The sequence below is a fragment of the Sphingobium bisphenolivorans genome, from assembly GCF_000412635.1.
Lineage (GTDB): Bacteria > Pseudomonadota > Alphaproteobacteria > Sphingomonadales > Sphingomonadaceae > Sphingobium > Sphingobium bisphenolivorans.
In genome coordinates, this window is record NZ_ASTG01000011.1 from 126,909 (window position 1) to 147,854 (window position 20,946).

Below are 20,946 nucleotides of genomic sequence, written 5' to 3' on the forward strand. Positions count from 1 at the left end.
GGATGCGCGGTTGACACTGGCGGCCACCTCCCTTCCTGCGGTCCGCGGCATACTCAAGGCGGATGCGCCGCTGGGCCCCCTCGTCTGGTTCAAGGCGGGGGGCCTTGCGCAATGGCTGTTCGAGCCGAAGGATGCGGACGATCTTTCCGATTTCCTGCGCGATCTGGACCCAGCGATCCCGGTGATGGCGCTGGGGCTTGGCTCCAACCTGATCGTCCGCGATGGCGGCGTTCCGGGCGTGGTCGTGCGCCTCGGCAAGCCGTTCGCCAAGGTCGAGCAGGTCGATGCGACCACGCTCCGCTGCGGGGGAGGGGCTTCGGGTATTCTCGTTTCCTCAACCGCGAGGGATGCGGGGATTGCAGGGCTGGAGTTCCTGCGTTCGATCCCTGGTACGGTGGGCGGCTTCGTTCGGATGAACGGCGGCGCTTATGGGCGGGAGACGTGCGACATTTTGGTGGAGTGCGAGGTGGTGCTGCGGTCGGGCGAGCGCGTGACGCTGCCGCTCGATGCGCTGGGCTATACCTATCGCCACAGCAGCCTGCCCCAGGGTGCGGTGGTGGTGAACGCGGTTTTTCGCGGTATTCCCGGTGAGCCGGCCACAATCCAGGCGGAGATGGACCGCATCGCCGCCGCCCGTGAGGAAAGCCAGCCGCTCCGCAGCAAGACCGGCGGATCGACCTTCAAGAATCCGGATGGCCACAAGGCCTGGGCCTTGGTGGATGAGGCCGGATGCCGCGGCTTGAAACTGGGCGATGCGCAGGTGTCGGAGAAGCACACCAACTTCCTCCTCAACCTCGGTGAGGCGACCAGCGGCGACATCGAGGCGCTGGGCGAGGAAGTGCGGCGCCGGGTTAAGGCAAAAAGCGGTGTCGAACTTGAATGGGAAATTCAGCGGGTTGGCATGTTTGCCGACAACGCCGATCAAAACAGTCTTTTGGGAGTGAAGAAGTGACACGTGGCCCCTGGCATGTTGCCGTCCTGATGGGCGGCTGGTCCGCCGAGCGGCCTGTCTCGCTTTCCTCTGGCGAGGGCGTCGCCAAGGCGCTGGAGTCGCGCGGGCATAAGGTGACGCGGATCGACATGGATCGCGACGTCGCCGCGCGCCTCAGCGAAGCCAAGGCAGACGTCGTGTTCAATGCCCTCCACGGCGTGCCGGGAGAGGATGGAACGGTGCAGGGGATGATGGACCTGATGGGCCTCACCTACACCCATTCGGGCCTCGCCACCTCCGTCATTGCGATCGACAAGCAGCTGACCAAGCAGGCGCTCGTCCCCCACGGCATTCCCATGCCCGGCGGTCACATCATCAGGAGCGCGACCCTGTTCGAAGCCGACCCGCTGCCGCGCCCCTATGTGGTCAAGCCGGTGAATGAAGGCAGCTCGGTTGGTGTCGCGATCGTGACCGAGGGCGGCAATTACGGCTCCCCGATCGGCCGCGATGTGGAGGGGCCGTGGCTGCATTTCGAGGAACTACTGGCCGAACCCTATATCCGGGGCCGCGAGCTCACCACCGCGGTGCTCGGCGACGAGGCGCTGCTGGTGACCGAATTGCGCCCGAAGAGCGGCTTCTACGACTTCGATGCCAAATATACCGACGGTATGACCGAGCATGTCTGTCCGGCGGAAATCCCGAGCGAAATCGGCGAGGCGTGCAAGGCCATCGCGCTGCGCGCGCATCAGCTGCTTGGTTGCAAGGGCGCTTCGCGGTCCGATTTCCGCTGGGACGACAATCAGGGGATCGAGGGCCTCTACCTGCTCGAAGTTAACACCCAGCCGGGCATGACGCCGCTCAGTCTCGTTCCCGAACAGGCCGCGAAGCTTGGCATTGACTATGCCGAACTGGTGGAGCGTATTGTCGAAGACGCGCTGACCAACAGTGCCCGGGTCGCGGAAAATGGGGGGGCAAGGCATGGCTGAAGCACGCATCCGGCGCGGCGGGACGGCGCGGTTGACGCGCACGACCGGCGCGCGCGGCAGCAGCAGGGGAAGGGGACGCTCGGTCAAGCGCCGCAGCTGGGTCGATAGGCTGCTGGACTTGTTGCCCTTCAGCGAGGATACGCTTCAACGGATGGCGAGCTGGGCCATCGTCGGCATCGTTATGGCCGCGCTGGTCGGCATCGCCATGCTGCTCGGCCTGCCCGCCATGGCTGGGCAAAAGGCGTCGGAACTTGCCGCCGGTGCCGGCTTCGAGGTCGAGAAGGTCGAGGTGCGCGGCGTCGAGCGGATGGACGAGCTGCCCATCTACAATATCGCGCTGGGGCAGGTGAACCGCTCCATGCTGGCGCTAGACCTGCCCAAGGTGAGGGCCGAAATGCTGAACCTTGGCTGGGTCAAGGATGCGCGCATTTCCCGCCGGCTGCCCGATACGCTGGTGGTCGACATTGTCGAGCGCGATCCGGTCGCGGTGTGGCAGCATGACGGCCAGTTGCACCTGATCGACGTTCAGGGCGTGGTGCTGCAATCCGTTTCGGCCAGCGCGATGCCCGACCTGCCGCTGGTGGTGGGGCCGAACGCCAATCGCCAGACGGCGGGCCTTAACAAGCTGATGGAAAATGCGCCTGCGCTGAAGCCGATGCTGGCGGGTGCGACCTGGGTTGGCAACCGGCGCTGGGACCTGCGTTTCCAATCGGGTGAGACGCTGTCCCTACCCGAGGGCGACAAGCCTTCCGCCACGGCGCTCGTGAATTTCGCGCGCATGGATGGCGTTAATCGCCTGCTCGGACGCGGCATCGTCAAGTTCGACATGCGCGATCCCGACCGCTTCGTGCTGCGCCTGCCGCAGGGGCAGGGGCAGGGGACGGGCGGCTCTGCTGACAAGGCTGGCGAAAGCGCCGACGCGCCGGCCAAGGCCGAGGAGGGCTGAGCTTCATGGCACAACCCAAGGTCGACAAGCTCGTCACCGCGATCGACATCGGATCGTGGAAGGTGTCCGCGCTGATCGCGGGCCGCACCGAAAATGGCGAGCTGGCGATCCTGGGGACGGGCCAGCGCGAGAGCCGGGGCGTGCGGCGCGGCTTCATCGCCGATATGGAGCGCACCGAACTCGCCGTGCGGGAAACGGTGGAGCAGGCCGAGCGCGTGGCTGGCACCAATATCGAGGATGTCTGGGTCAGCTTCTCGGGCGGCAGTCTGGTCAGCGACGTCGTGACGGTCGAGCGCGACATGGGCGGCTATCGGGTTGAGCAGGCGGACATTGACGACCTGCTCACCACCGGCCAGCAGGGGATCGATCCGGACGGCCGGGTGGTGCTCCATGCGCAACCCACCTGTTTCACCATCAACGGCCGGGTGCCGGTGAAGAAGCCGCTCGGCATGCACGCCGACCTGCTCGGCGTCGATATCCACGTGGTACTGGCCGATGGAGCGCCGCTCGCCAATCTCGACCTCTGCGTGCGGGGCGCTTACCTCAACGTCAACAGCATCGTTGCCTCGCCGATCGCCACCGGGCTTGCCTGCCTCTCGGAGGAGGAGCGGGACCTGGGCGTGGCGCTGGTCGAACTCGGCGCGGGCGTCACCAATGTCTCGCTCTATGCGGGCGGCATGCTGGTCGGCCTGCACAGCATCCCCATTGGCGCGTCCGACATCACCGACGACATCGCTTCGGCCTTCGGCATCCGCCGCAGTCAGGCGGAGCGCATCAAATGCTTCTACGGCTCCGCGATGCAGAACCGCCGCGATTTCCGCGACATGATCGAGATCGCGACGCCCCATGGCGATGTCGCCATCCCGGGGCAGAGCGCTGGTCCCAATGCGGACGGCGGCAAGATCACCCGCGCCGCTCTGGTCGCGGTCATCTGCGAGCGGCTGAACCAGATCATGGTCGAGGTTAACGCGGCGCTCGCCGGCATGGGCTTCAACACGCCGACGGGCCGTCAGGTCGTCCTGACCGGCGGCGGCGCGGAGATGAAGGGGATCGCCGACTATGCACAGGGCGCTCTCGGCCGCGCGGTGCGTATCGGTCGCCCGCGCGGGTTGGCGGCTTTGCCGGAGGCGCATAGCGGCCCTGCCTTTGCAACTTTGGCCGGTCTTGCGCTTTATGGCGCTTCAAACCCGGTTGATCTTAGAGTGATAGCGCCCGCTCCTCAGACGGTTCATCGTATTGGTGCGCCGCAATGGTGGCAACGCATGGTACGAGCGATCAAGACGAACTATTGAATAAATAGCCGGACGATGAAATTAGCTGGTGAAATACGCCATTTTCTGATGCATTAACCTTCGATGACAGTTTCGCTCACGTCACCGAAGCTGGAGGGAGCTAGAATTTATGAGCATTGAAATCAGCCCGCCGCATGTGGACGAGTTGAAGCCACGCATCGCGGTGATCGGCGTAGGCGGCGCGGGTGGCAACGCCATCGCGAACATGATCGCCGCCAATGTCGAGGGTGTGGATTTCATCGTCGCCAATACCGACGCGCAGGCGCTGAATGCCTCGCCCGCCGAACGCCGCATCCAGCTCGGTCCGCAGATCACCGAGGGCCTGGGCGCCGGTTCGCGTCCGGAAATCGGCAAGGCCGCCGCTGAGGAAACCATCGCCTCGGTCGAGGATGCGCTGAACGGGGCGCATATGTGCTTCATCGCCGCCGGCATGGGTGGCGGCACTGGCACCGGCGCTGCCCCCGTCATTGCCAAAGCCGCGCGCGATCGCGGCATCCTTACCGTTGGTGTCGTGACCAAGCCCTTCACCTTCGAGGGCAACCGCCGCATGAAATCGGCGGAAAGCGGCATCGAGGAACTGCAGAAGCATGTCGATACCCTTATCGTCATTCCGAACCAGAACCTCTTCCTGATCGCCAACCCCAACACCACCTTCAAGGAAGCCTTCCAGATGGCGGACGAGGTGTTGCAGCAGGGCGTTCGCGGCATCACCGACCTCATGGTCATGCCGGGCCTCATCAACCTCGACTTCGCCGACGTCCGCTCGGTGATGGGCGAGATGGGCAAGGCGATGATGGGCACCGGCGAAGCCGAAGGCGACGGCCGCGCGCTTCAGGCGGCGGAGAAGGCGATCGCCAACCCGCTGCTCGACGGCGTGTCGATGCGCGGCGCCAAGGGCGTCATCGTGTCCATCGTCGGTGGCGACGACATGCGCCTGATGGAAGTGGACGAGGCTGCGAACCATATCCGCGAACTGGTCGATCCGGACGCGAACATCATCTGGGGCTCGGCGTTCAACGACGGCCTCAACGGCAAGATCCGCGTGTCGGTGGTCGCCACCGGCATCGATAGCGATGCCGCCGCGAATGCCGCGCCGCTGACCCAGCCGTTCAGCTTCGCCAGCCGTCCCGCCGTGGCCGTTCCCTCGGCTGCGGCGCCCAAGGCCGCGCCGGCTCCGGCCCCGGCTCCTGCCCCCGTCGCGGCGCCCGAACCGGAGCCGGAGACGCTGGAGCTTGACGTGCCCGCCGCGCCGGCGCCCGCGCCGTTGGCCCAGCCCGCCCCGGCCCCGGTTGCAGCCGCCAAGCCCGCACTGTTCGCGCCGGCGCGTCCGGCCGCCGTCTTCTCTGACGAAGACCCGTCCCAGGACGAATTGCTGCTGGGAGCCGAGGAAGCGGAAGCGCAGCCCGCCCCGGCGGCGGCTCCTGCGCCGCAGGCTGCCCCTCGGGTTGCGACCGGCGGTACGTTGTTCGAGCGCATGGCGGGCCTCACCCGTGGCGCCGACAAGGGCGCGGCTGCCGGCGACAATGGCGCCGCGACCGACATTCCGCGCTTTCTGAACCGTCAGAGCAACCAGTAAAATCGGCGCGGCCAGCCCGCCCGACAGGAAAGCGCGCCCATCGCCTGCCAGAGGCAATCGGGCGCGCTTTTCCTTTCCATAAATTTCCCATTCACGCCGCGATCCTATAAAGGGCACCTCGTGAAACGCTCTATTTTCTGGATTCTCGGCAGCCTGCTGCTGGCAGGCACCGCGCAGGCGCAACCCGGACAGGTTCAGGCGATCCGCCCTTCCGGCGCAGAAAGTCTCAACCGCCATCTGGCCCGGCTCGCTTCCAATCCACGCGATATTGAGGCGCTGATCGGCGCTGGCGAAGCGGCGCTCACCTTGGACGACACACGGGCCGCAGCCGGTTTCTTCGCGCGCGCTGACACGCTGCAACCCAATAATGCGCGGGTGAAGGCGGGCCTCGGCCGGGTCATGCTGAACAATCAGAACCCCGCCGAAGCGCTGCGCATGTTCGACCAGGCGGTGCGCGCTGGCCTGCCGGAAACCACGATCCTTGGCGATCGCGCCATCGCGCGCGACATGACCGGCGATCAGGCGGGAGCGCAGCGTGATTATCAGGCCGCGCTGCAACGCACGCCGGACGATCCCGAACTCATTCAGCGCTACGCGGCTTCGCTGGGCATTTCGGGTCAGGTGGACGCGGCGGAACGGGTGCTCAAACCCTTGCTCTACAAGAGCGATCGCGCCGCGTGGCGCTATCGTGCGTTCATCCTCGCCATGAACAATCGTCAGGCCGAAGCGAAGAAGATCGCGGAACAGACTCTGCCGCAGCAGCTGGCGAGCGCGCTTCTGCCCTATATGCAGAAGATGCCCTATCTGACGCCCGCGCAGAAGGCGGCAGCGGTCAATTTCGGCCATTTCCCGGCAAGGGTAGGAACGCAGATTGCCGCGGTCACGCCCACGCCGGCACCGTCCGTGCCACCCTTGGCCGCCCAGCAGCCCAACAGGCCCGTCGCCGCACCGCGCGCGACCGTCGCCGACCAGCCTGTTCGGCAGTCGCGCAATGGCCGGTCTGAGCGAGCATCCCCCGCCGTTCCGACGCCTTCGACGCGATCGCCGATTCAGTGGACGCAGACGCAGCCCGTGCCAAGGCAGCCGGCCCCCACTCAAGCCGTGACCGCTCGCCAGAGCGCGTCGCCCTCAACGCAGCCGCCCGCGCAACCACTCGCCTCGACCACATCACGCGGCGTACAGGGGCCGCCCGCACCGGCTTTCGAGACGGTCCCCGCACCTTCGATGACCACCAGCCCGGCGCCGAGCCAGCTTAACGCCATCACTCTGGCGCAGGCATCGGCGCCTCGTCAGGATCAGCCGATGCCGGCAAGCGCTGCGCCATCTGTCCCGGCGGCCCCCACTCCGGCTGCCGCCGCACCTGCTCCGGCTCCAGCCACCGCTCCAGCAGCGCCGGCCCCTGCTCAGCAAGCGATCAATCCGGAAGTCACGCGCAGCCTGGCAGACATCATCCACGCTATCGACGTGCCCGATACCGAACGCCAGCCGAACGTGGCCGCCGTCGATCTAGCCGAGGTCGCAGCGCTCCAGGCCAGGCGCCGTGCCGAACGAGAGGCGACGGCCGCCGCTGCCGCAGACAAGGCCAAGAAAGCGGCCGCCGCCAAGGCGAAGGCGGAAGCGGACGCCAAGGCCAAGCAGCTGGCCGAGGAAAAGAAAAAGGCGGCCGAGGAAAAGGCGCGCCTCGCCGCCAATCCCGCGCGCAACTGGCTGCAGGTCGGCACCGGCGCCAATAAGGGCGCGCTCGCCTTCACGATGAAGGGGCTGCGCAAGAAATATGACTCCCTCGAGCCGCAGGATGCCTGGGTCGCGGGCTGGGGCCGCACCAACCGTCTGCTGGTGGGGCCGTTCGCCAGCTTCACCCGCGCAAAGACGCTGGAGGACAAGCTGAAGGCAGCGGGAGCGGACGTGTTCGCCTGGAAAAGCGACGCGGGAGAGGTGGTCGAACGGCTGCCCGCCAATTGAGGGCAACGGCATGACGACGCTCGCGCCCTATGCCTCGCATCCGGACCGGAGCCGGGGGCGGCTGCACCCAGAACCGGGCGGCGAGATGCGCGGCCCCCGCGACATGTTCCAGCGGGATCGCGACCGGATCATCCACTCCATCGCGTTTCGCCGTCTGCGCCACAAGACGCAGGTCTTCGTCTCGCCCGATGGCGACCATTTCCGCGTCCGGCTGACCCATAGTCTGGAGGTGGCACAGATCGGCCGCACCACGGCCCGGACGCTCGGGCTGAACGAGGATCTGACCGAAGCGCTTTGCCTCGCCCATGATATCGGCCATCCGCCCTTCGGCCACGCGGGGGAGGATGCGCTGGAGGCGTTGCTGGACGACCATGGCGGCTTCGATCACAATGCCCACACGCTGCGCACGCTGATGCTGCTGGAAAGTCCCTATCCGCTGTTCCGGGGCCTCAACCTCAGCTGGGAAATGCTGGAAGGGTTGGCGAAGCATAATGGCCCTGTCGATCATCCGGGCTGGGCGATGCAGGAGGTGGACGCGCTGTTCCCGCTCGACCTCACCAGCCACGCCTCGCTGGAGGCGCAGCTGGCGGCCATCGCGGACGACATCGCCTACGACAATCACGACATCGACGATGGCCTGCGCGCCGGGCTGCTGAGCCTCGACGATCTGCTCACCGTGCCGCTGGTCCGGCGCTGTTGGGAGGGGGTGCGTGCCCGCTATCCCGATATCCCGTCCGACCGGCTGCTGCGCGAACTGGTGAGGGAGCAGATCGGCGTCATGGCAAATGATCTGATCGCCGCAACCCGCGCGAACATCGCGGCATCGGGCGTCGAGACGGCGGACGATGTGCGCATCCTCGGCCGCACGCTGGTCTGCTTCTCGCCTGAACTGGCGGCGCAGGAGCGGGAACTCAAGCGCTTCATGTATGCCTCGCTCTACCATCACCCCTCTCAGCTGGCAGCCGCCAACAGGGCGCGGGTGATCGTCACCGACCTGTTCCGCGCCTATCAGTCCAACCCTCGGCTGCTGCCCGAAGAGTGGCGCAACTTCTGTCCGGCAGCGGAGCCGCAGCGGAGCCGCCACATAGCCGACTTCATCGCCGGCATGACCGACCGCTACGCCGAAAAGTGCCACAGCGACATTTTTGGCGAACTGGCACTCAGCTGAGCAACCCGATTTGGGCAATTGACGCCGCCTATGCTTTCCCGCAATGCGGGGGTGTCGCCGCTGACCGAGGATTCGGTTATCGGACTTGATGCGGGAGAGCATGGGAAGCCTTTCAGGCCGTCCCGTCGCCGAAGGAGCAACCGCCCCGGAATCTCTCAGGCCAAAGGACCGCATCATGGGCAGGCACTCTGGAAAGCGGACGGGGTAACGCCGTCCCACCGAAGGGGTAAGCCATCCGGCCGCTTGGCTGGTGGTCAAAGCTCTCAGGTTCCGTGACAGAGGGGGTGGCAGACGCTTGGGGTCCGATCATCGGACATCCGCGTTTGTCGCCGATAACCCTTCACGGAAAGGCTGCCCTCTCATGTCCGGCAATGACGACATTACCCATCTCGAAGAAGAATTGCCGCTGCAGGAGCTGCCGCTGGACGCCTGGCATCGCGCCATGGGCGCGCGCATGGTCGGTTTTGCGGGCTATCACATGCCGATCCAGTATGAAGGCATCATGGCCGAGCACACCTGGACGCGCGAGCATGCGGGCCTGTTCGACGTCAGCCATATGGGCCAGCTCACCTTTTCGGGCGAGGGCGTGGACGAGGCGCTGGAAATCCTGCTGCCGAGCGACATCAAGGGCCTGAAGCCCTTTCGCCAGCGCTATTCCATGCTGCTCGACGAAGAGGGCGGCATCCTGGACGATCTGATGGTGTCGCGGATGGGCGGGAACGCCTTTGAAGGCGCGGCTATCTACATGGTGGTCAACGGTGCGACCAAATATGACGATATCGGCTGGATGATCGAGCATCTGCCCGACGAGGTCGTGATGAACCATATGGACGAGCAGGCGCTGCTCGCGCTCCAGGGACCGGAAGCGGGTGAGGCGCTGGCTGGCCTGATCCCTGAAACAGCCGATCTCCTCTTCATGCAGTCCGGCCTCTTCACCTGGCGCAGTGTCCCGCTGTGGATCAGCCGGTCGGGTTATACCGGCGAGGACGGGTTCGAGATCAGCATTTCCGCCGAGGACGTGACGCTGCTGGCCGATGCGCTTTGCGAACTGCCGCAGGTGAAGCCGATCGGCCTCGGCGCGCGCGACTCCTTGCGGCTGGAGGCGGGACTGCCGCTCTACGGCCATGACCTGACGCCTGCGGTCAGCGCGATCGGCGCTGATCTCGGCTTTGCGATCCAGAAGCGCCGGCGCGAGGAGGGGGGCTTCATCGGCCATGCTCGCGTGTTGAAGGAACTGGCGGACGGGCCTGGCTCCAGGCGCGTCGGCCTCAAGATCGAAGGCCGGCTGCCGGCGCGCGAGGGCGCGCCGATCTATGCGGGGGCTGCGAAGGTGGGCGAAGTCACTTCCGGCGGTTTCGCGCCGACCGTGGGCGCGCCGATCGCCATGGGCTGGGTCAGCCTGCCGCACAGCGCTCTCGATACCGCGCTGGAAATCGAGGTCCGCGGCAAGCGGATCGCCGCCTCCGTGGCGTCGATGCCGTTCGTGCCGCACCGCTACCGCCGCAAGGCCTGATCAACTTTTCTCAAGGGGAGTATTTCATGAGCCGCTATTTCACCGACGAACATGAATGGATCGATGTCGAGGGCGAAATCGCCACGGTGGGCATCACCGACTATGCGCAGGAGCAACTGGGCGACATCGTCTTCGTCGAGCTGCCCGCCGAAGGCACCACCTTCGAAAAGGGTGACGACGCTGCTGTCGTGGAATCAGTCAAGGCCGCGTCCGATGTCTATGCGCCGATCTCCGGCGAAGTGGTCGAAACCAACGGCGCGCTGGAGGACGAACCCGCGCTGGTGAACAGCGACGCCGAGGAGGATGGCTGGTTCTTCAAGCTGCGCGTCACGGATGCGAGCGAGCTGGAAGGCCTGATGAACGACGCTGCCTACAAGAAGTTCGTCGCGAGCCTTTGATTAACAACGTCATCCCCGCCTTCGCGGGGGTGACGAAACGGGACAATATCATGCGCTACCTACCCCTTACCGACAGCGACCGGCAGGAGATGCTCTCCGTCATCGGTGCGGCCTCGGTCGATGACCTGTTTGTCGACGTTCCCGCCGAAGCCCGTCTTTCCGACAAGATCGCCGGCCTGCCCGATCATGCCAGCGAACTGGCGGTCGAGCGCCACATGGCGGCGCTGGCGCGGCAAAATCTGTCGGCAGGGGAGGCGCCCTTCTTTCTCGGCGCAGGCGCGTACAAGCACCATGTCCCCGCCAGCGTCGATCACCTGATCCAGCGCGGCGAGTTCCTGACCGCCTACACCCCTTATCAGCCCGAAATTGCGCAGGGCACGCTCCAGGTGCTGTTCGAATTCCAGACGCAGGTGGCGCGCCTGCTTGGCTGCGACGTCGCCAACGCGTCGATGTATGACGGCTCGACCGCTTGCTGGGAAGCGATCGGCATGGCCCGCCGCATCACCAAGCGCGGCAAGGCAATCCTGTCCTCGGGCCTGCACCCACATTATGTTTCCGTCGCCAACACCATGGCGAGATTCACCGGCGACGCGCTGGTGCATGAAGCGCCGACCCTGGACGCCGCGACCGACATCGATGCGCTGATCGCCGGGATCGACAAGGACACGAGCTGCGTCGTCGTGCAATATCCCGACATTCTTGGCCGCATCGCCGACCTCACCCCGCTTGCCGAGGCCGCGCATGCCGCAGGCGCTCTGCTGGTTGCTGTCGTGACGGAGCCGGTGGCTCTGGGCGCGATAAAGGCGCCGGGCCATATGGGCGCTGACATTGTCGTCGGCGAGGGCCAGTCGATCGGCGTCGGCCTGCAATTCGGCGGACCCTATCTCGGCCTCTTCGCGTGCAAGCAGAAATATGTCCGCCAGATGCCGGGCCGGCTCTGCGGCGAGACGGTGGACGCGGCGGGCAAGCGCGGTTTCGTGCTGACCCTTTCGACGCGCGAGCAGCATATCCGTCGCGAGAAGGCCACCTCGAACATCTGTACCAATTCGGGCCTTTGCGCGCTGGCCTTCAGCATCCACATGACCTTGCTGGGGGAGAGAGGCCTGCGCGAGCTGGCGGCGCTCAATCATGGCCTCGCTGTGCAGGCGGCCGACCGTCTGGCGCGGGTGCCGGGCGTGAAGCTGCTCAACGAGAGCTTCTTCAACGAGTTCACGCTGATCCTGTCGAAGGACGCGCGCGAAGTCGTCCGCAACCTTGCCGACAAGGGCGTGCTGGGTGGTGTGTCGCTCGGCCGTCTGTTCCCGGACGCGCCGCAGATCGGCAATGGCCTGGTCGTCGCGGTGACGGAAACGGTGACGGCGGAGGATGTTGAAGTGTTGGCGAAGGCGCTTGAGGAGGAACTGGCATGACCATGCTGAAGGAAGGCCGCCCCACCGCCCCGCAGGCGGTGACCGAAACCGCCAGCATCCCCGCAACCGCCACGGGCAACCGCGCGCTGATGCTGGAAGAAGCGCTGATCTTCGAGATCGGATCGACCGACACGACCGGTGTTGATTTGGCCGACGCGCCCAAGGTGGAAAGCCGCCTCGGCAATCTCGCCCGCGCCGATAGCATCGGCCTGCCCGGCCTGTCGGAGCAGGAAACGGTGCGCCATTACACCCGCCTCAGCCGCCAGAATTATGCCATCGACCTTGGCCTGTTCCCGCTCGGCTCCTGCACGATGAAGCACAATCCGCGCCTCAACGAGAAGGTGGCGCGGATGCCCGGTTTCGCCGATCTTCACCCGCTTAGCCCCCAGTCGACGGTGCAGGGTGCGCTGGCGGTGATCCATGAACTGGCGGAATGGCTGGTCAAGCTCACCGGCATGCATTCGGTCGCGATGAGCCCCAAGGCGGGGGCGCATGGCGAATTGTGCGGCCTGCTCGCGATCCGCGCGGCGCTGGAGGCACGCGGGGACGCCCGCAGTGTCATCCTTGTCCCTGAAAGCGCCCACGGCACCAACCCCGCGACCGCCGCCTTCTGCGGCTACAAGGTCGAGGATATCCCCGCGACCCCGGATGGACGCGTCGACCGGGCAGCTCTGAAAGCCCGGCTCGGCCCCGACGTGGCAGCGGTGATGATCACCAATCCCAATACGTGCGGCCTGTTCGAGCGCGACATGAAGACGATTTCCGAGGCGGTCCATGCCGCGGGCGCCTTCGTCTATTGCGACGGCGCGAACTTCAACGCCATTGTCGGCCGCGTCCGCCCCGGCGATCTCGGCGTCGACGCCATGCACATCAACCTGCACAAGACCTTCTCGACGCCCCATGGCGGCGGCGGCCCCGGCTCTGGTCCCGTGGTGCTGAGCCAAGCGCTCACGCCCTTCGCGCCGCTGCCGTTCGTGGAACGCCAAGGCGACAAGTTCGTGCTGATCGAGGAGGAGACGGCGGACGAGCATCACGCCGCCAGCTTCGGCCGCATGGTCGCCTTCCACGGCCAGATGGGCATGTTCACCCGCGCGCTCACCTACATCCTCAGCCATGGCGCGGACGGCCTGCGCCAGGTCGCGAGCGACGCGGTGCTGAACGCCAACTATATCCTGCGCAGCCTTGACGACGTGCTGGACGCGCCCTTCGGGTCGAGCGGCCCCTGCATGCATGAGGCGCTGTTCAGCGACAAGGGGCTGGCCGAGGGGTTTACCACGCTCGACATCGCCAAGGGGTTGATCGACGAGGGCTTTCACCCAATGACCATGTATTTTCCGCTGGTCGTCCATGGCGCGATGCTGGTCGAACCGACCGAGACGGAAAGCAAGGCCGCGCTCGATCAGTTTATCCTGGCGCTGCGGAGCCTCGCCGGACGCGCCAAGGCGGGGGATGAGGCGCTGAAGGGCGCACCCTATTTCGCTCCGCGCCGCCGGCTCGACGAGACGTTGGCCGCGCGCAAGCCGGTCCTGACATGGACCGAGCCCACACAGGCGGAAGCGGCGGAATGACGGCCGGGCCGGAGCCGTGGGAACTCGGTTCCGGCGCCACCGCCGCACAGAAGCGCTATGCCCCCGCCACGGAGCGCAACCGTGACGCTATCCTCGCCATCCTCCGCGAGGAACTGCCGCCATCCGGCCTCGTGCTGGAGGTGGCGAGCGGCAGCGGTGAGCATGTGGTCCACTTCGCCGCGGGACTCCCTGAGCTCGAATGGCAGCCGAGCGATCCCGATCCGGCGGCGCTCGCCTCGATTTCGGCATGGAGTGCTGAAGCCGGCCTCGCGAACATCCGCCCGCCCATCCGGCTGGATGCGGCCGCCGACTGGCCGATCACGCACGCCGATGCGGTGCTCTGCATCAACATGGTCCATATCAGTCCCTGGGCTGCGACCGTCGGGTTGATGAAGGGGGCAGGAGCGTTGCTCGCGTCCGGCGGCCTTCTCTACCTCTACGGTCCCTATCTGCGCGACGGCAGGGAAACGGCGCCGAGCAACGCCGCCTTTGACGCTTCGCTGAAGGCGCGTGATCCGCGGTGGGGATTGCGCAAGGTGGAAGAGGTCATTGCAGCGGCGGAGGCGGAAGGGCTGAGGTTCCAGCGCTTGATCGAAATGCCTGCAAACAATCTGTCCTTGATATTCAGGCGGCAGCCTTGAAAGTCGTTCGTGCTCCTGCGAAGGCAGGAGCACAGTCCAAACGCCGGAACTGGGCTCCTGCCTCCGCAGGAGCACGATATGCTCTCAGCAGGACCGATGCCCCAAACCCTTCTCTCCCTCGTCGCCGCCGAACTCACTGCCGCTGCGGACCCGCGGGCGGCGGCTATGGCGGGCGCTCTCGCCGCGAAATATCCTGCTGCCTCGCGTGCCGTGCTCTTCTATGGCTCCTGCCTGCGGGAACAGAATCTCGACGGGCTGATGCTGGACTTCTACCTGATCGTGTCCAACTATCGTGACGCGTACGGCAAGCGTTGGCTAGCCACCGCCAACCGGCTGATTCCGCCCAACGTCTTTCCGTTCGAACATAATGGGCTGATCGCCAAATATGCGGTGCTGTCGGAGGCTGACTTCGCCCGCCTCAACAGTCCGGCTGCCGACAATGTCTCGGTCTGGGCGCGCTTTGCCCAACCGGCTCGGCTGCTCTGGGCGGCGGACGATCTTGCTCGCCAGCGCGCCATCGGCGTCGTCGCCAGCGCTACCCCCACCTTGCTCTCGCTCGCCCGGCCCATGGCGGATCAGCAGGACGCGCTGTCGCTTTGGCGCACGGGCTTCACGCTCACCTATAATGCCGAACTGCGGGCTGAGCGGAAAGGACGCTCGCTCTCGATCGTGGATGCCGACCCTGATCGTTACCGCCGCTTTGGCGAGGCGGCTCTGGCGCAGGGTCTTCCGCCTTCTCCCGCCGATGCGCCAGCCCGGTGGCGGCAACTCCAGCGGCGGGGCAAATTTCTGTCCGTCATCCGCCTCGCCAAGGCCAGCTTCACCTACGCAGGCGGAATCGATTATCTTGCCTGGAAGATAAACCGTCATGCCGGCACCGCGATCGAGATCAGGCCGTGGCAGCGGCGCTGGCCGCTGATCGGCGCGCTTACTCTGCTGCCGCGGCTGTTCCGGGGTGGTGCGATCCGCTGAGCGCGCTCGACAAGGCATGGGCGAGGGCGAGCAGGGTATAGGGCTTGCGCAGCACTTCGTGGCCGCCGAAATCGGCGCTCTCCGCAATGTCGCCCGCATAGCCGGTGACGAACAGCACCGGCAGATGGGCAAAGGCGGCGGGCAGGGTGCGGATCATTTCCGGCCCGGTCATCTCGGGCATCAACACGTCGCTCATGATGAGGCCGATGTCGCGATGGCTCATCAGCAGCCTTGCGGCCTTCGACGGATGGTCGCAGGCGACCGGAAGATGGCCCAGTTCGGCCAGCGCCGCCATCGTCTGGTTGAGCACGCGCGGGTCATCCTCGACCACCAGGATACGCGTGGGCGGATGCATTACCGCCTCGCGCTCGGCGTCCAGCGTGTCGGCGGGCTCGTCACCCTCCTCGCTGATGCGCCGGGGCAGGTAGATGTGGACGCAGGTGCCTTTGCCGGGCGCGGATTCGATCCGGATTTCGCCGTCGCTCTGATGCACGAAGCCGAAAATCTGGCTGAGGCCGAGCCCCGTTCCCTTGCCGACCGGCTTGGTGGTGAAGAAGGGTTCGAAAACCCGCGCCAAAACTTCTGGCGTCATGCCGCAGCCGTCGTCGGCTACGCTCAGCCTCACATATTCGCCCTCTGCGCATTCGCCGATCTCTTGCGCGGCCAGATGGACCTGTCCTGTGCTGATGGTCAGCCGTCCGCGTCCATCCATCGCGTCGCGCGCGTTGACGCACAGGTTGAGGACAGCATTTTCCATCTGATGCTGATCGACGAAGATGCGCCAGCCGTTCGCCGCATTCTCGAAATCGACGGTGATCTGGTCGCCGATGGACCGGTCGATCAGTTCGGCAATGCCCGTCACCAGCTTGTCCGGATCGACGGCGCGGGGCAACAGCGGCTCGGATCGGGCGAAAGCCAGTAGCCGGCGCGTCAGGGCGGAGGCGCGGGTGGCGCCCTCCATCGCATTGTCCAGATGCCGGCTCGCCTCCTGCGGTTTCAGCCGCAGCTTGCGCTTCGCCAGTTCCAGCCCGCCGACGACCACCGCCAGCATATTGTTGAAGTCGTGGGCGATGCCGCCGGTCAGCTGCCCGACCGCGTCCATCTTTTGCATCTGGCGCAGATTTTCCTCGACCACCGCCCGCTCGGCGGTTTCCTTCTTCAGCTGTTCATAAGCGCTGGACAGTTCAGCCGTTCGGGCTGCCACCGCTGCCTCCAGCCGATCGGCGCGCGCTGCTTCATCCTCCGCCTGACGCCCCGCCTTGCGGCGCTCGTTATAGGCGGCGTTCGCGAGCCATAGCGCGAAGAGCACGCAGACGAGCAGCACCAAGCCGACAAGCCGCGACGTCTTGCCAACCCACTCCGTCCGGTCGCCGGCCAGCGACACCGCCAGGCTCCGTTCCCGCAGGCGGGCATTTTCCGCCTGGATCACGCGGTCGAGCAGCAGGTTGATATGCCGTAGATCTTCCGATTTTCCAGCTTGGTGGAAGCGGGCGAGCGCGGCCATTTTCTGGTCGTAGGTGGTGCGCAGGCCGATTTCGCTCAACGTCTTGCCGCGCTGGGCGAAGGCGGCCTCCAATTCGCGCACGTTGGGACGCTGCCACTGGGACTCGCGCGTTACATAGCTCATCTGCTTGAGCTGGCTTGCGGCGGTGCGCCACTGGTCCTGGAACAGCCGCCCGGTATCGGGGTCGAGACTGATGACGTAGCGGGCGAGCGTCACCTCCGCGCGCGCCGTCTTGGCGTCAAAAGCGCGGGCGAGGGCGATGACTTCCAGGCTGCGGCGTTGTTCCTGCAGCGCGCGCTCGTGGTCGCGCGAAGCCTTGCCGGCGTTGTAGAGAAGGGCGGCGAGCGATCCGATCAGCAGGATGACCAGCATGGCCGGCAAGACGCGACGCAAAGCACTTCGCCATCCCGTCGCCGCTTCATCCATGAAATAGCCGTCCATCATCGACAGTTAGACCAGATGAGGAAGCTTAGCGGAGAATGACTGCAGGTGAAAGGTTCCGAATTGCGCGGGCACTCCGCCGCAGGACGCAATCGATTGAACCTTTATCAGAGATTAGGACGGGGTCAGCCGATGGCGCCGGTCGCCTTGCCTGCCGCCTCGAACATGCCGATGATCTGGCCTACCTGCTCATCGCTATGCTCAGCGCAAAGCGAACAACGCAGCAGGAATGTTCCCGCGGGCGTGGCGGGCGGGCGGGCCATGTTGACGTAGAGGCCGAGCTCCAGCAGCGCCTGCCACATGGCGACAGCCTGCGTCTGGTCGGTCAGAATCACGGCGATGATCGCCGACTGCGGCGTTTCGGTACCCAGCTTGAAGCCGAGGTCGGTCAGCCCCTTGTGCAGCCGCTGGCTGTTCTTCCACAGATGCGCGCGCTTCTCGCCAGCGTGCATCAGCTTGCGGATGCTGGTAGCGGCGGTGGCCACGACGCTCGGCGGCAGCGAGGCGGTGAAGACATAGGGGCGGCAGACGAGGCGCAGCACCTCGAACTTGGGATGGTTGGAGACGCAGAAGCCCCCGACCGTGCCGACCGACTTGGAGAAGGTGCCGACGACGAAATCCACGTCCTTCTCGACGCCCTGCTCCTCATAGACGCCGCGGCCATTGGCCCCGAAAAAGCCCATGCCATGAGCCTCATCGACCAGGATCATGCAGTTGGGATGCTTGCGCACCGCCGCGACCATGTCGGGCAGGGGAGCGACGTCGCCCAGCATCGAATAGACGCCTTCCAGCACCACCAGCTTCTGCGCGTCGGCGGGGAGGCGGCCAAGCCGCTTGTCCAGATCCTCGACGCTGTTGTGGCGGAAGCGCACGATCTCCGCATCGCCGAGGAAGCAGCCGTCATAGATGGAGGCATGGCTATCGGCGTCCAGCACGACATAGTCGCCCTTGCCCGCCAGCGTGGAAATCATGCCCAGATTGGCCTGATAACCCGTCGAAAAGACCATCGCGCCCGACGTGCCGTAAAAATCCTTTAGCGCGTCCTCGACTTCCTTGTGGCCCTGATAGGTGCCGTTCAGAACCCGGCTGCCGGTCGTGCCGGCGCCGAACTCATCCAGCGCCTTCTTGCCCGCCGCGACCACGTCCGGGTCGAAGGTCATGCCCATATAATTATAGGTGCCGAGCAGGATGGTGTCCTTGCCCTTGATCACCGCCTGGGTCGGCGACTTCACCTCATCCATCACGATCGCGAAGGGGTCGCGCACGCCGGTCGCCAGCAGCGCCTCGCGCTCGGCGATCAGCGGATCGAACTTCGAGAAAAGATCGCGCGCGTCCGCGACTTCGGCAGGGGTGCGGGTGTCGGTCGCGGTTTCGGCAGCGTCGGTCATCAGGCGGCCTTCAGCTTCGCCACGGCATCGACCAGCTGGCCGATCGTCTCGATCTCTGCCTGCATGTTCATCGTGATGATGATGTCGAACTCATCCTCGATCGCGGCGACGAAGTCCATCACCGTCAGGCTGTCCCATTCCAGATCACCGGCGAAGCTCGTCGCTTCGGTGAGTTCGACGCCCTTCTTGTTGAAAGGAGCGATCTGCGCGGCGACGCTGTCGAAAATCTGCTGGCGATCCGTCATTATCTCTTCAGTCTTTCCGTGAAAGAACGGCTATTGCCGCCTCAGCCCGCTCTTTGGCAAGGGAATAAGGCGGCAATCGGGCATCATCTGGCCTCGATTATGCTGTGGAGCCGGCGGTGCGCGGCGCCGTCAGCGGAAATTGTCGGCGTAAGCCTGAATCTTCAGTGTCTTGGGCGGCGTCGGAATGACCTTGTAGGCGATGCCGTTCCGATCCGCATAGGCGCGCGCCGCTTCCTCGGAGGGGAAAGTCAGCTTGACCTGGCTCTGCGTGTCGCCCGATCCGGTCCAGCCGGTCAGCGGATCGGCCTTCCTCGGCTCCGACTGCGCGAAGTCCAGCACCCATTGATTGGTCCGCGCCTTGCCGGATTGCAGGGCGTTCTTCTGGATCTGATAGATTAGCGCGCTCACGCCGTCGTAACTCCTCAAAGGCAGTGGCGGTTGCGTTGCACCAGCGCGCGGCCGCAAGTCAAGGCTTGGCGCGGGCGTCGGCGCGTTTGGTGCGTAACGTGGCGCTCGCTCCAGCCGGATCGTCGGGCCAAGGGTGCTTGGGATAGCGCCCGCGCATCTCCTTGGCGACCGCGCTCCAGCTGCCCGCCCAGAAGCCGGGCAGGTCGCGCGTCGTCTGGATCGGCCGGCCCGCCGGCGAGGTGAGAGACAGCAGCAGCGGGATGCGCTGGCTGCCGACCGTCGGATGCTCGGCAAGGCCGAACAGCGCCTGTACGCGCAGTTCGACGCGCGGGCCACCCTCGGCCGCATAGTCGATTTCGTGGGTGCTGCCGGCGGGAGAGCGGAAGTCAGGGGGCGCGAGCCGTTCGATCTGCTGCTTGCCGTCCCAGCCGATCAGCCCGTCCAGCACACCCGACAGTTGCGATCGGTCGATATCGGACAGCCGCCGCTTGCCCGCCAATAACGGCGGCAGCCACTCGTCCAGGGTTGTAAGCAGCGCCCCGTCGGAAAGCGCTTCAACGCCTGCGAACGCCGCCCGCATCCGCAGCGAACGGGCTGCGTCGGACCAAGGCAACAGGTCCAGCCCACCCTGACGCACACCCTCCAACAAAGCCGCACTCACCGCTTCGGGATCGGGCCGGTCGTCGGACCCCGAAGAGAGCCGCACCGCCCCCAGCCGCCGCTCCCGCAGCGCCTCTATGCCGCCATCGCCGGGGCGGAAGCGCACCGTTCGATGCTCGGCGATGCGATGGCCGAACAGGCGGATCACCTCCGCTTCGCTGACCGGCGCGGCGGAAAGGATGCGTGCGCCCGCCGCGCTGCCCTGAACCTCTCCCACCGCCAGCCATTCCTCACGCGCCAGGGAACTAACCGGATCAAGCCGGAAACCACGTCCACCGACACTCGACCAGTTCGCGCCGTCTGCCGACCGCCGCTTTGCCACACGATCCGGGAAGGCGAGGGCGAGGCAGAGGCCGGTGGCATGTTCCGATGTCGTGGGCGAGTCCGCGCCAGCCGCCAGCCGCGCCCATCTTTTTGCCAAGGCCCGCGCCGCGTCCGCGCGCTTGCCGCTTTCCCGCCGCCAGCGCAGCCGCCGCTGAGAGAGGTCCACATCCTGCCCGCCGATCCCGCGCTCGCCGAGCAGCACGGCTATCTCAGCCGCGACCTCCGCCAGCCCCATCTCGCCTGCCCGCACCAGCATATGGCCGATGCGCGGTGCCAGCGGCAGCTTCGCCAGCGCCCGGCCATGCTCGGTGATGCGCCCATCTTCATCCAGCGCCTCCAGTGCTGTCAGCCGCTTGCGCGCCTCCGCAACAGCAGCGGCCGGCGGCTCGTCCAGCCAGCGCAGGCCCGCCGGGTCACCCACGCCCCAGAGCGCGCAGTCGAGCAGCAGGCTGGAAAGATCGCTTTCCAAAATCTCCGGCGGGTCGAAGGGCGGCATGCCCGCGGTCGCCGCCGCCTCCCACAGCCGATAGGCGACGCCCGGCCGCTGTCGCGCCGCGCGTCCTGCCCGCTGCGTCGCCGCCGCCTGGCTCGCCCGCTCGGTCACGAGCCGGGTC

The 20,946-nt window shown here is 66.1% G+C and carries 18 protein-coding genes and 1 riboswitch; of the genes, 13 read left to right on the plus strand and 5 right to left on the minus strand.

Translation table 11 applies throughout. The annotated features are described in order from the left end of the window. Positions 1 to 10: 10 nt before the first annotated feature. The 13 genes from murB to L858_RS0110450 all read left to right on the plus strand — a co-directional run bounded on the left by murB (position 11) and on the right by L858_RS0110450 (position 15,362). Positions 11 to 952: a UDP-N-acetylmuramate dehydrogenase gene (murB, locus tag L858_RS19925; protein ID WP_022683088.1), complete on the plus strand. Its 942-nt coding sequence runs from the start codon at positions 11 to 13 to the stop codon at positions 950 to 952. Beyond that, entirely contained in the window at positions 949 to 1,917 is a 969-nt protein-coding gene (locus L858_RS0110395; protein WP_022683089.1) for a D-alanine--D-alanine ligase, read from the plus strand. The genes murB and L858_RS0110395 overlap by 4 nt, the downstream gene beginning before the upstream one ends. After that, a complete protein-coding gene (locus L858_RS0110400; protein WP_022683090.1) occupies positions 1,910 to 2,863 on the plus strand; it encodes a cell division protein FtsQ/DivIB in 954 nt (317 codons plus the stop codon). The genes L858_RS0110395 and L858_RS0110400 overlap by 8 nt, the downstream gene beginning before the upstream one ends. Positions 2,864 to 2,868: 5 nt before the next feature. Beyond that, positions 2,869 to 4,155 carry a cell division protein FtsA gene (gene ftsA / locus L858_RS0110405; RefSeq protein WP_022683091.1) on the plus strand — a complete coding sequence of 429 codons (1,287 nt, stop codon included), beginning with the start codon at positions 2,869 to 2,871 and terminating at the stop codon, positions 4,153 to 4,155. A gap of 109 nt (positions 4,156 to 4,264) precedes the next feature. Next, positions 4,265 to 5,731 carry a cell division protein FtsZ gene (gene ftsZ / locus L858_RS0110410; RefSeq protein ID WP_022683092.1) on the plus strand — a complete coding sequence of 489 codons (1,467 nt, stop codon included), beginning with the start codon at positions 4,265 to 4,267 and terminating at the stop codon, positions 5,729 to 5,731. Positions 5,732 to 5,851: 120 nt separating this feature from the next. Next, positions 5,852 to 7,693 carry a tetratricopeptide repeat protein gene (locus L858_RS0110415; protein WP_022683093.1) on the plus strand — a complete coding sequence of 614 codons (1,842 nt, stop codon included), beginning with the start codon at positions 5,852 to 5,854 and terminating at the stop codon, positions 7,691 to 7,693. Positions 7,694 to 7,703: 10 nt separating this feature from the next. After that, entirely contained in the window at positions 7,704 to 8,861 is a 1,158-nt protein-coding gene (locus L858_RS0110420) for a deoxyguanosinetriphosphate triphosphohydrolase (protein ID WP_022683094.1), read from the plus strand. Between the two features lie 81 nt (positions 8,862 to 8,942). Continuing rightward, positions 8,943 to 9,042: riboswitch (glycine riboswitch) on the plus strand. Between the two features lie 180 nt (positions 9,043 to 9,222). Then, entirely contained in the window at positions 9,223 to 10,374 is a 1,152-nt protein-coding gene (gene gcvT / locus L858_RS0110425) for a glycine cleavage system aminomethyltransferase GcvT (RefSeq protein ID WP_022683095.1), read from the plus strand. 26 nt (positions 10,375 to 10,400) lie between these two features. Further along, a complete protein-coding gene (gene gcvH, locus L858_RS0110430) occupies positions 10,401 to 10,772 on the plus strand; it encodes a glycine cleavage system protein GcvH (RefSeq protein ID WP_022683096.1) in 372 nt (123 codons plus the stop codon). 50 nt (positions 10,773 to 10,822) lie between these two features. Further along, positions 10,823 to 12,181 carry an aminomethyl-transferring glycine dehydrogenase subunit GcvPA gene (gene gcvPA, locus L858_RS0110435; protein WP_028056014.1) on the plus strand — a complete coding sequence of 453 codons (1,359 nt, stop codon included), beginning with the start codon at positions 10,823 to 10,825 and terminating at the stop codon, positions 12,179 to 12,181. Continuing rightward, positions 12,178 to 13,749: an aminomethyl-transferring glycine dehydrogenase subunit GcvPB gene (gcvPB, locus tag L858_RS0110440; protein ID WP_022683098.1), complete on the plus strand. Its 1,572-nt coding sequence runs from the start codon at positions 12,178 to 12,180 to the stop codon at positions 13,747 to 13,749. Before gcvPA ends, gcvPB begins: the two co-directional genes overlap by 4 nt. Continuing rightward, a complete protein-coding gene (locus L858_RS0110445) occupies positions 13,746 to 14,390 on the plus strand; it encodes a DUF938 domain-containing protein (RefSeq protein WP_022683099.1) in 645 nt (214 codons plus the stop codon). The genes gcvPB and L858_RS0110445 overlap by 4 nt, the downstream gene beginning before the upstream one ends. Before the next feature lie 96 nt (positions 14,391 to 14,486). Beyond that, a complete protein-coding gene (locus L858_RS0110450; RefSeq protein ID WP_022683100.1) occupies positions 14,487 to 15,362 on the plus strand; it encodes a hypothetical protein in 876 nt (291 codons plus the stop codon). Here the strand turns inward: L858_RS0110450 and L858_RS0110455 are convergent. From L858_RS0110455 to L858_RS0110475, 5 genes are all read right to left on the minus strand, one after another. Beyond that, entirely contained in the window at positions 15,319 to 17,292 is a 1,974-nt protein-coding gene (locus L858_RS0110455) for an ATP-binding protein (RefSeq protein ID WP_081643337.1), read from the minus strand. The two genes, L858_RS0110450 and L858_RS0110455, sit on opposite strands and share 44 nt — an antisense overlap. Positions 17,293 to 17,432: 140 nt before the next feature. Next, positions 17,433 to 18,695: a serine palmitoyltransferase gene (gene spt, locus L858_RS0110460; protein WP_022683102.1), complete on the minus strand. Its 1,263-nt coding sequence runs from the start codon at positions 18,693 to 18,695 to the stop codon at positions 17,433 to 17,435. After that, positions 18,695 to 18,940, minus strand: coding sequence for an acyl carrier protein (locus tag L858_RS0110465; RefSeq protein ID WP_022683103.1), 246 nt, complete (start codon positions 18,938 to 18,940; stop codon positions 18,695 to 18,697). Before L858_RS0110465 ends, spt begins: the two co-directional genes overlap by 1 nt. A gap of 129 nt (positions 18,941 to 19,069) precedes the next feature. Beyond that, positions 19,070 to 19,348 carry an ETC complex I subunit gene (locus tag L858_RS0110470; protein ID WP_028056015.1) on the minus strand — a complete coding sequence of 93 codons (279 nt, stop codon included), beginning with the start codon at positions 19,346 to 19,348 and terminating at the stop codon, positions 19,070 to 19,072. Between the two features lie 58 nt (positions 19,349 to 19,406). After that, the coding region (locus tag L858_RS0110475) for an ATP-dependent helicase C-terminal domain-containing protein (protein WP_022683105.1) at positions 19,407 to 20,946 on the minus strand (1,540 nt) is incomplete at its 5' end.

Coding starts and splice junctions, on each gene's coding strand:
- ftsZ (WP_022683092.1), top strand. CDS start 4,265: ATGAGCATTGAAATCAGCCCGCCGCATGTGGACGAGTTGAAGCCACGC.
- L858_RS0110445 (WP_022683099.1), top strand. CDS start 13,746: ATGACGGCCGGGCCGGAGCCGTGGGAACTCGGTTCCGGCGCCACCGCC.
- gcvPA (WP_028056014.1), top strand. CDS start 10,823: ATGCGCTACCTACCCCTTACCGACAGCGACCGGCAGGAGATGCTCTCC.
- gcvT (WP_022683095.1), top strand. CDS start 9,223: ATGTCCGGCAATGACGACATTACCCATCTCGAAGAAGAATTGCCGCTG.
- L858_RS0110400 (WP_022683090.1), top strand. CDS start 1,910: ATGGCTGAAGCACGCATCCGGCGCGGCGGGACGGCGCGGTTGACGCGC.
- spt (WP_022683102.1), bottom strand. CDS start 18,695: ATGACCGACGCTGCCGAAACCGCGACCGACACCCGCACCCCTGCCGAA.
- gcvPB (WP_022683098.1), top strand. CDS start 12,178: ATGACCATGCTGAAGGAAGGCCGCCCCACCGCCCCGCAGGCGGTGACC.
- L858_RS0110420 (WP_022683094.1), top strand. CDS start 7,704: ATGACGACGCTCGCGCCCTATGCCTCGCATCCGGACCGGAGCCGGGGG.
- L858_RS0110450 (WP_022683100.1), top strand. CDS start 14,487: ATGCCCCAAACCCTTCTCTCCCTCGTCGCCGCCGAACTCACTGCCGCT.
- ftsA (WP_022683091.1), top strand. CDS start 2,869: ATGGCACAACCCAAGGTCGACAAGCTCGTCACCGCGATCGACATCGGA.
- L858_RS0110455 (WP_081643337.1), bottom strand. CDS start 17,292: ATGGATGAAGCGGCGACGGGATGGCGAAGTGCTTTGCGTCGCGTCTTG.
- L858_RS0110465 (WP_022683103.1), bottom strand. CDS start 18,940: ATGACGGATCGCCAGCAGATTTTCGACAGCGTCGCCGCGCAGATCGCT.
- gcvH (WP_022683096.1), top strand. CDS start 10,401: ATGAGCCGCTATTTCACCGACGAACATGAATGGATCGATGTCGAGGGC.